Source organism: Candidatus Zixiibacteriota bacterium, from assembly GCA_021159005.1.
Taxonomy (GTDB): Bacteria; Zixibacteria; MSB-5A5; order UBA10806; family 4484-95; genus JAGGSN01.
Map to the genome: position 1 here is coordinate 1 of JAGGSN010000026.1, position 9,883 is coordinate 9,883.

The window sequence follows — 9,883 nt, forward strand, 5'->3', positions numbered from 1 at the left end:
GCCCCCCGTCATCAACCCTATTCAAAAAAAATTCAAATGATTTTCAAATCATCATCCTTAAGTGAACAGTATTGGGGCTAGCTGTCAAAGTCGGGTTTTAAAATTCCGGCAGAAAAATCCGCCTATAGTGGATGCTGGCACATGTTAAGATTTGTTAATATTCCCGGATAGAAAAACAGATTGCTTTTTGCATAAGCTCTATAGAAATACTATAAAACCCAACTTGTGAATAATAGTAATTTATCGGAATGGAAAAACCGGCTATTTAAAAAGCGCCTTTATCTTACCCCAGGTATTTAGTTGTATACTAAGAGTACTTACTGTTAAATCGAATCTAATCCGTCCAGCTTGAGCTGTAAAATGAGGAGTCGTTTCTTTGCCATTAACGCGGATAACGATAATATCATCCTCAGCCCAGCCTTCTTTTTGGGAAGTTTCGGGATCATCTTTCTCTATAATAAGACTATACTGGCCGCCATCAGTAAGACATCGAGCTACTTCCTGCACATTAATATAAGCTACAACCGGAAGACCATCATCAATAGGCTCGTTTCTAAAAGAAATTGAACCGTATGGCTCACATGCGGTACCCAAAACCTGCGAAAAAGAAACAACAGTCAGAACTGCTATAAATAAGATAGCCTGAATTAATATTTTTACTTGATTATTGCACATAATTTATCCCTTAGTTCAAAACTATAACCTCTTTAGCTATCCATGTCAAGAATAATTTTGAAATATTTTTACAAGCTCTCCTTATTATTAAATTAAATTATTTAATAGTATAAATGTTCCACTATTATTTTCATATCGACTACAATTCAAATAAGTTCAATTAATAAGTGTACTTTTCAACTCCTTGCAACACATTATATTTAGTATAGTAAAAACTGAAAAATTACAATTTGTTAATTTTATTAGTTAGGGCAAATGATAGATGTTCTAATTCGATGCACATATTCTGATTGCGCAGAATAATATCATCCGGCAATTCCAGATTAACTGGCACAAAATTCATAATGGCTTTAATGCCTGCCTCAACTACATCATTGGCAACAGATTGCGCCGCCTGAATAGGTACTGCAATAATTACCATATCAATATTTTCAGCTATGGCAAGCTTTTTGAAATCCTTGAAATCAGATACAATAATCCCCTTATTATTTGAACCAATCTTACGTTGGTCATTGTCAAAAAGAAGCTTTATATTGAAACCCTGTTTAGCAAACTCCTTATATGAAACCAGAGCCGACCCGATATTTCCAAGACCTATAAGCGCAACATTCCATAATCTGTTTAAACCTAAAATTTCGGCAATCCTGTTGATTAATTCATTAACCGGATAACCCAGACCCCTTGTTCCAAAGCTACCAAAAAATGATAAGTCTTTTCTTACTTGAGCAGGTGTAAGTTTTTCTCTTTTAGCCAGTTCTTTTGATGAAATTGTCTGAATATTTTTGTTTTTGAGAGTTGCTAAAGCTCGGTAATAAATTGACAACCGATAAATCGTAGATTCTGAAACTTTCTTTGTGGTTAACATAAATATCTATTCATAAAACCATTTTTTGTTTGTGAACTGTTTCACATAAAGCAAAATAACAATTAGTTAAGCGTTGTCAAGATAAAAATATTCAAGAGTTTCCCCTTTTTTTCAGAATATAGCAGGTCGGGTTCCGACTCGCCGAAGGCGAGGAAAAACCCGACACCTCTCGCAATCCAGTAGGCTAAAACTACTTGAGGTTTGACATATTTAACTTGCGATTCAAGTCCCAAGTGGACTTAACCTGTTTCTATAATTTCCATTATATTAGCCCTGATTATTCATAAAATCAATTTTGTTATTAGAAATAAGCATTTAATCTCATGGGCAATAATAGGATAAAAACAATATCAGAAACCAATTGAGAATATAGAGCGTTTTTGCGCTGTTAAAAGTTGCCTTGTGTTGTCGGAAGTTGCTCCGATAGCTCTGGCGGAAATGTTTTACAACCGACAGAGAAGACATTCAGCTTTAGGTTATAAATCGCCCGTTGACAAAGTTTCGCTTTGCTATATGTTATTGAAGAACTAAATCGAAAAGACCGGACATTAGTGAAAATAAATATATTTTCCATAGACGAATGCCTTATAATATGTTATAAACTAAGCGGTTGATGCATATTCTTATTTCAGGAAACATTTGTGTGTTGATTAAAAAAAACAGACATTTTAAACCAATTTGTTTAATAATGTGTCTAAAATTACGAATGAGATAATGATGGACAGGCTGGAACGATTTAAAGAAGGCAATGAACAGGCTTTTGGACAGCTTGTCAATCAGTATAAAGAAAGGATTTACCGGGTGGTTTTGCGAATTGTCAGAAATAACGAAGAGGCAAAGGATTTAGCGCAGGAGGCTTTTGTTAAAGCTTATTACAACCGACAGTCTTTCCGCGCCGACTCCGGTTTTTATTCGTGGGTCTATCGTATTGCTGTCAATCTGGCGCTCAATTATGTCAAGCGCAATCGCGACCGTCAGGTGGAATCAATCGATTCTATTGCGCCCTCTAATTTTGCGGTAAGCCAAACGAACGAGCTTGAAAATGCCGAATTGGGCAAGGCGATTAGCGCCGGTGTTGAAAAACTGCCGCCCCGTCAAAAAACAGTTTTCGTCCTGCGTCATTATGAGGAAAAACCCTACTCTGAAATCGCGGAAGTACTATCGATAACTGTGGGCGCCGCCAAAGCAAACTACCATCAAGCCATACAAAAACTTAAAAAATCTTTAAGCTTATATCTCAAGGAAGGGAGGCTGTCGGCATGAAATGTTCAAAGTGCCGAGATTTGCTTGATGATTATATCAGGGGCTGGCTTGATATATCACGGGCTAAGGAAATCGATAATCATCTGGCTGTATGCAGAGAATGCGCCGCAGAATATGAGTCGCATAAAGACCTGCTTTCGATTCTCGAATCAGAGCCGGAACTTGTTATAGAAAGCAGCGAGCTTGCCGATTTCGTACCGGGCATCTGGCAGAAAATTGAAAAGAACAGGAAAATACCGCTATCCGGCTGGCTGTTCAAACTTGTCCCATCTCTGGCAACCGCGCTTCTGTTATCGTTTTTTATCCTTAAACCGCCGGTTGATATTAGCATCAATTGGGGCAGTTATCAAGAAGATACGGAAACATATAGCGACAGTGATTATTTTACGCTCTTAGGTTCGTTGTTATCGGAAAAAGATGTAGAGACATTAGCTCTTTTTGAGAATGAGCTGTATTTTGAAAATCAGTTATATAGCAATAACTATTTGAGCTATTTTGAGTTATTAAGCGACGAGGAATTAGAGTTATTTGAAAATAAATTAAGCAAACTTTTTAATGATGCGGGGTAATTTTATGAGAGCATTAAAATTAATCATGATAGTTTTTATTCTAAGTATGACAGTCAAGGCGTTAAGTCAGCCATATCCTGATGAGTTTTTTGATGGGCCAGTGAAAGGACCCGGACACGAACGAATCAGGGAAAGAATTAAAACTATCAAAATCTGGAAACTAACAGAGGAACTGAACCTGACTGAAGAGCAAGCAGAAAATTTCTTCCCGGCCTACCAAAAACATCAGGGCGAAAGGGAGGGGATTAACGCCGAACGCAAGGAGTTATTGAAGCAGCTCGATGGACAAACAAAGAAAGAAAATGCCGATGATAAGGAAATTATCAGGTTGTTAGACCAGCTTGAAAACCTTAATCGGCAGATGAACGAAAAGCGAATAGAATTCCGCAGGAAGCTTGAAGGCATCCTGACAACCCGTCAGCTTGGACAGCTGGTTATTTTCGAACTGCGTTTTCAGCATCAAATCAGGGAAATCATTAGAGATACTCAAAAAGATATGCGTGATTCCATGAAAAGAAACAGGCGAAACAGATAAAAAAGGAGAAAAAAATGAAAACATTATTCGCCCTCTTGGTTTCGGCAATTTTACTGGCGCCGTCAGTAATACAGGCTCAGCCCTGCCATCTTCTGGCGATGGCTGATGAACTCAATCTTACCGACAATCAAATCGAACAATTAAGCGCAAGCATTATCGCTTTTAAAAAGGAAACGGTTCAGATTAGGGCTGATATGAAAAAAGCCGAAATCGAGCTTCAAGAGATTATGCTGCAAAAGCAAATCAACAAAAAAGCGGCATTAAAAAAGAGCGATGAAATTTCAGCTATGAAAGCTCAAATGAGGAAAAAACAGCTATCTGATAGAATTGATAAGCTTAATATTCTCGATGGTAAACAGCGGGCTGAGGTTCGCAAGATAATGATGCTTAAAGGACACGGTCCAAGAAGAGGTCATGAGCCATTTGAAGGACAATTCAAATATCGCGGCAAAAAACATGGCGAAAGGATGCTTCATAAGAGAGGCATGGACGGCGATGCAGAAATTGATATTATAATCGAGGAAAAATTTGCCGATTTCGACGATGGTGAATAAACTTTAAGCTTAATCTTAGATTACTCTTTTAAAGCCCCGGTATAGTCCGGGGTTTTATCTTTATAGTATTGATTGTCAACCTTGCTGCCGGCTCCGATTTTCCTTATGATTCAAACCCTTTCCGCGCCAATACATCCTTATTATAATAATGTTTAATTTCCAGCATCTCCGAAACCAGATCGGCTTTATCAATCCATTCCTTAGGGCAATAACGTCCGGTAAGGATTAATTCGACCGCGTCAGGTTTGTCATCAAGGATAGCAACAACTTCATCGACGGCAATAAGATTAAAATAGGCGGCCACACAAATCTCATCTAAAATAACAATATCATATTGTTTGCGGACTACCGCATCATACGCCCGCTTTAGCGCCCGATGGGCGATATCACGGTCGCGCTTGGAGGGAGGCTGTTTGCGAAGAACAAATTCATCATCACCGTATTGTTCAACAGTAATCCATTCGCTAAGATATTTTAAGCTTTCCATTTCGCTATACGGATAATTTTTCATAAACATGATTATTAATGTGCTCATCCGGCATCCTGCCGCCCGCACAGCCTGACCTATAGCCGCAGTAGTCTTGCCTTTGCCATTGCCAGTATAAATCTGAATATAGCGGCGGTCGTTGTTATTACGAATATTTGCCATTTCCCTTGCGATTTTTCCAAGATTTATACAATTAACATTAAATTGTATAGCAACAAACATATAGATTCTTCCGATACGATACTATTATAATCATATAAATACAATAATATTTTTTAACGCGGATTATTTCCTTAAATTAAAAAAATAGTTTGACATAGCTAAAATAGGGTTGTATATACCTGCCATTAAAATTCGTAGGAGGGATTTTAACGATAGAATTTCGAGAAATATGGGTTTTTTAATATTTAAGAACGGGGGTTTAGATGTGTAAAAAAGCTGGCAATACTTAATTGGAATTAATATCAGCAGCATTAAATATTAACAAAGCAACAGAATTATGAATTTAATACTTAGAGTTTCACTAAAATTAATTAACGGAGGTTTACTATGACCAAAAAGACAGTCCTGTGCTTACTTCTCATTTTTATGTTGAGCACAACCGCAGGATTTTGTTACAATCAATCTTTCAGGTCAGTTGCTACCGGCAATCTTCTCTATGGAGATTTTGATAATGATTTAGACCCGATTTATATCTGGGACAACAACGGATATAGGGTCTATTCCACATTATCCAATCTTACAAACCACAGCGACGAGTTCTTTTCGAACAATAACAGCGACGTTTATCTGTTTGGAACATCGGGTAATTTTAGTTTGCCTGAAATAAGAGGCTGGGAAAGCAGGTCTATGTTTGTAGTCGAGCTTTCTGATTACCGCGATGACGCAAATTCGGGGCTGGATACCGACTATAACGGTTCAATTGATATTAATGGAACTGGCTATATGTCGGGCGACAGGGTACAGTTGTTCGACAATAACGGCGACAATATTTTCGATACCCGGGCTAATTACCTATCAACCGCGGATAATTACGACATTATTAAAAGCCGTGATTGGACTTTAGTGCATAGCTATAGCCTTGATGAAACTGTTGTAGGCATTAGCTTCAGCCATCTTGGTTATGGCAATAACCTCGTCGAGTCAAATTGTCATAATAGCTTATTCACCTTTAGCAATCCAGCTCATATTTTTTCCTATTCCAATAGGCTGGTGCAATCCAACCTGTCTGGCAGCGATGTTTACGAGACAAGATATGAAACCGGTGATTTTTTAACAACTCATGAAACGCCTGCCAATATTTTCCATCTGGCATTGGAAACGCCGTTTTATATGATACCCAATTCCGAATTCAGATTCGATCTCGCCTACGAAAAACAGACAAACCAATATAATGTTAATGACAATTTCAGTTATTTCCGGGATGTTTCTGCCGGTGGTGTTGTAGATATCACCGATAATAGCGAATCGGTTGAAGTTGATTCATCGCTTGGCGGTTCAATTTTCACACCGGCCGCCCGCTTGACCAAACACTGGAACAAAACCGCCTATAGCTGGTTCGATATTTCTTTTGGGTTCGGTTCATTCGATGCAAACAAAACTTTCTCGGATAGGTATAATTCCGAGACACAAACTCCGTTGGGCGCTAATACTGAAATTACAACGCATGATTATGACGATTTAGTTGATCAATCCGGCGATACCAAGCATAGCAATCTCAGGATAGCCCATAAAACAGTTGTGGATTTTACTGAGAATTTCACTTTTGCCGCCGGCTTTGGTTATAATTACACTTCGAATAAGACTGATTGGGATGCAGATTTTTCCACTACTTATGTCGTCGACTACGATAATGGCGATTCAATTCAAGATTTAAGCGATTATACAACTACTCAGACAAGCTCATGGTCGGGTAATGTTGTTAATAATGCCAAAACTACATACATTACTTTGCCTGTAGCGATGGAATATAAAATGAAACGCTGGACATTCCGCCTTGGAGCCGAACATACAATCTATCGAACAACTACAGATTTAGATAGAAAGGTTGCCAGTTCATCTCCAACAACGACTGTTACTGTTTTTGGCGATAGTTCTGTTGTTACCACAACCAGCGATGATGATTTCACTTCCTGGGGAAATGCCACAGAGGAACAGGACAGCTACACCGATTTTGTTTACGGTTTAGGGTTTAGGGCTAGCAAAAATCTTAATGTTGAGCTTCTGTATTATCTCGGCTCACCTAATACGGATATTCTCAACACTAACTTCTACCGCAACTTGCGGTTATCGTTAACATTGTTGTTTTAGAGGAGATATAACATGAAAAAAATATTGATTTTGCTAATAATTGCGGGATTAATGCTCCTTGCCGTCTTTTCCTGCAATAAAAGGGAAACAAATCCAATCGAGACTAACCCGGATATATCTGATTTTAATCCCGGCGTAAATCCGCTCGGCTATTTCGATATTGTAACCGAACCGACTGGCGGTCCTTTAAGCCGTCCCGAGGGTATGGCGGTTGTCGATTCTGATGCGCCGGAAGCTAAGATAGGTTGTGAATTCGCAACAAGATTAGATTCAGCGACTATAGACAGCGCTTTCAGCTTAGTAAATACCAGCGGCTCTGAGATCGCACTGGTATATGAATTCAACTTTGGACCGCATACGGCTGTTTATATAAGGCCCGCTGCCGACTTGGATTACAATACGACTTATATACTATCAATAAGCGCTGCGCTTCTCAAGAACGAAGCCGGCGATATGCTTGATGTTGACGGCGATGGGGTTGGCGGCGAAACCCCGGATGATAATCTAAGCTGCAGGTTTACAACTCATTTCCAAGGCGATAGCTTCTCCGACAGGGATAATGACGATGTCTATGATGGTCAAGTCGACAGCAATGGCGACCATGTATGGGAAGATGTTAACAGCGAAGGCGAGACTATCGGCGAAACTTTTATCGATGAATCCCCATACAATAATATTTGGGATGATGGCGAAGTTTACGTTGACGATAATAGCAACGGCAGTTATGACGCCGGAGAAAGATACACCGATAATAATTTCGATAGCGCCTACACTGCCAATGCAGAGAATCTCGACGACAGCAACCATAATGATTATGCCGACCTTGGCGAATTCTTTTCTGATGCCGATGGAGACTCTGTTTGGGATGCTGCTGAAAGCTATACCGATTTAAATTTCAACGGCTCATGGGATAATACCGAGCTTCGCTATGACTATAACAGTAATGGCATTTATGATGTTGGGGATGGCGATACATATTTAGATATCGAAACGGAAAATGGCATTTGTGATTACGCTGAACCGTTTGTAAATGCCAACAACGATTCAGTTGCCGGTCCTGCCTATAACGATACGATTAATTATCTGGTTCCTCACTGGAATAACGCCGAATCTGTTTCGGGTGGTTATGACTATAACAACAATGGCGAATATGATGCCGGTACGTTTTTAATTCCTGATGGCGCTGAAGCTTGGAATCCAATGTCAGTTGATTCAAGGTTGGTATATTATAACGGAAACTGGGTAAGCAGACGTTTCTGCGGCTTTGCTGAAGAGTTTACAGATGCCAATAACGATTCAATATGGAATCCGGCTGATGAGTTTATAGACATTATCAGCAATGGTGTCTGGGATGCGGCGCCGGAAGTTTTAACAACTGATGTAAACGGCGATGGGATGTATGACACTGCTTATGCGGGTATACCGGTTCCTCAAACTGATGACGACATCCCTCCGGCGATAATCCGCAATGCATACTATCTTATTGGCGATAATGAGGTCAGTACTAAATGGCTGGATGTTTCTATCGCTATCGACATCGCTGATTCGGCTTATGATGCCGCCGGTAATCGAATTCAACAAGCATTGCCGTCAGCGGCGTTTGATGCGACCAATGTTATCCTTCGCGATGACGCCGCCAAAGTGCCGGTTGAATGCGCTATATCGTATGATAATGTTGCTGCAAGCACGACATATCTAAGACTTTTGATTAATCCCACCGGTAATCTGGCGGCTGGCAAAGCATATGAAATAGTCCTGAAAGCTCAGTCGATTACTGATGCTGAAGGCAACAAACTTCTTAATACAAGCGATATTACTTACATATTCACCACTACCAACAGCACATCTGATGGCAATACCGTAGTTGATGACATTACTCCGCCAACAGAAACTTTTACGGATAATGGCCCGACTTTTACAATCGAATTTTCCGAGGAGATTGATGTTGCGACAATAAGCGCCGCTACTATCGCAGTAACTTATCAGGGTGATCCCAATTCCGGTCGTTTTGTTATCGGTACCGTCGAAAACGGCAGTTCGCCGACAGGCTTGGCTACAACAGTAACTTTCTACCCCAATAATTCTGCCTGGAACAGCGGAGAGATAACAGTCAGATCGCCAATCAGAGATTTGGCTGGAAATATAAAGGGTAACGATACTGATTATAATTGGTTCTAATAGTAAATACTCTTCGATAAGAATTCAGGGGTGTTCGCTTTAGCGGATGCCCCTGTTTTTTTGTATATGGAATTCTGTTAAATCATTCTGGCTGCCAAGCGGTGCTTGGCAGCCAAAGCAAGAACATACCTCTGAACCCTCTCAAGAGAAGAATAAGAACTCGCAGGGGCGTATTATAGTATTATAATATATCCCTACGAGCCGGGATAAATATTTTAATCATTATGAGAATATAATCTCAGACACTACTGTCCGGCTTTTTCCATAGAGTTCTTTAAATATTATCCAACAAGCGAAACTTGCTTGATTCGCAGCCCATAGAACAACAAGACATTGGAAAACTCCAGCAAACATCGCTATTCTACTTTTTGCTTTGCATAATATTTCATGCCTGTCCGCCGACAGGCGGGCGCCGGCAGGCAGGAGGTATCGGCATGACCAATCTCT

At 39.8% G+C, this 9,883-nt stretch carries 10 protein-coding genes; 6 read left to right on the forward strand and 4 right to left on the reverse strand.

Annotated elements, in window-relative coordinates:
* Positions 1-261: 261 nt before the first annotated feature.
* Both J7K40_01720 and J7K40_01725 read right to left on the reverse strand, forming a co-directional pair.
* Positions 262-675, reverse strand: coding sequence for a hypothetical protein (locus tag J7K40_01720; protein ID MCD6161113.1), 414 nt, complete (start codon positions 673-675; stop codon positions 262-264).
* Positions 676-898: 223 nt separating this feature from the next.
* Entirely contained in the window at positions 899-1,540 is a 642-nt protein-coding gene (locus tag J7K40_01725) for a redox-sensing transcriptional repressor Rex (GenBank protein ID MCD6161114.1), read from the reverse strand.
* Between the two features lie 714 nt (positions 1,541-2,254).
* Here J7K40_01725 and J7K40_01730 point away from each other — a divergent pair.
* From J7K40_01730 to J7K40_01745, 4 genes are read left to right on the forward strand one after another with little or no spacing between them, the layout of a single operon-like run.
* The gene (locus tag J7K40_01730) at positions 2,255-2,803 is read left to right on the forward strand and encodes a sigma-70 family RNA polymerase sigma factor (GenBank protein ID MCD6161115.1); all 549 of its coding nucleotides are present in this window, start codon (positions 2,255-2,257) and stop codon (positions 2,801-2,803) included.
* Positions 2,800-3,372, forward strand: a complete 573-nt coding sequence (locus J7K40_01735) for a zf-HC2 domain-containing protein (GenBank protein MCD6161116.1) — start codon at positions 2,800-2,802, stop codon at positions 3,370-3,372. Before J7K40_01730 ends, J7K40_01735 begins: the two co-directional genes overlap by 4 nt.
* 4 nt (positions 3,373-3,376) lie before the next feature.
* Positions 3,377-3,907: a hypothetical protein gene (locus J7K40_01740; GenBank protein MCD6161117.1), complete on the forward strand. Its 531-nt coding sequence runs from the start codon at positions 3,377-3,379 to the stop codon at positions 3,905-3,907.
* A gap of 14 nt (positions 3,908-3,921) precedes the next feature.
* The gene (locus tag J7K40_01745) at positions 3,922-4,461 is read left to right on the forward strand and encodes a hypothetical protein (GenBank protein ID MCD6161118.1); all 540 of its coding nucleotides are present in this window, start codon (positions 3,922-3,924) and stop codon (positions 4,459-4,461) included.
* Between the two features lie 103 nt (positions 4,462-4,564).
* On the opposite strand, the gene J7K40_01750 is transcribed toward J7K40_01745, so the two are convergent.
* The gene (locus tag J7K40_01750) at positions 4,565-5,110 is read right to left on the reverse strand and encodes a cob(I)yrinic acid a,c-diamide adenosyltransferase (GenBank protein MCD6161119.1); all 546 of its coding nucleotides are present in this window, start codon (positions 5,108-5,110) and stop codon (positions 4,565-4,567) included.
* A 387-nt stretch (positions 5,111-5,497) separates the two neighbouring features.
* Here J7K40_01750 and J7K40_01755 point away from each other — a divergent pair, with 387 nt between their 5' ends.
* Positions 5,498-7,258, forward strand: coding sequence for a hypothetical protein (locus J7K40_01755; GenBank protein MCD6161120.1), 1,761 nt, complete (start codon positions 5,498-5,500; stop codon positions 7,256-7,258).
* Positions 7,259-7,270: 12 nt separating this feature from the next.
* Positions 7,271-9,436, forward strand: coding sequence for an Ig-like domain-containing protein (locus J7K40_01760; GenBank protein MCD6161121.1), 2,166 nt, complete (start codon positions 7,271-7,273; stop codon positions 9,434-9,436).
* Between the two features lie 222 nt (positions 9,437-9,658).
* Here J7K40_01760 and J7K40_01765 read toward each other — a convergent pair.
* Positions 9,659-9,883, reverse strand: a 225-nt coding sequence (locus tag J7K40_01765; GenBank protein ID MCD6161122.1) for a hypothetical protein, incomplete at its 5' end; no start/stop codon positions are given.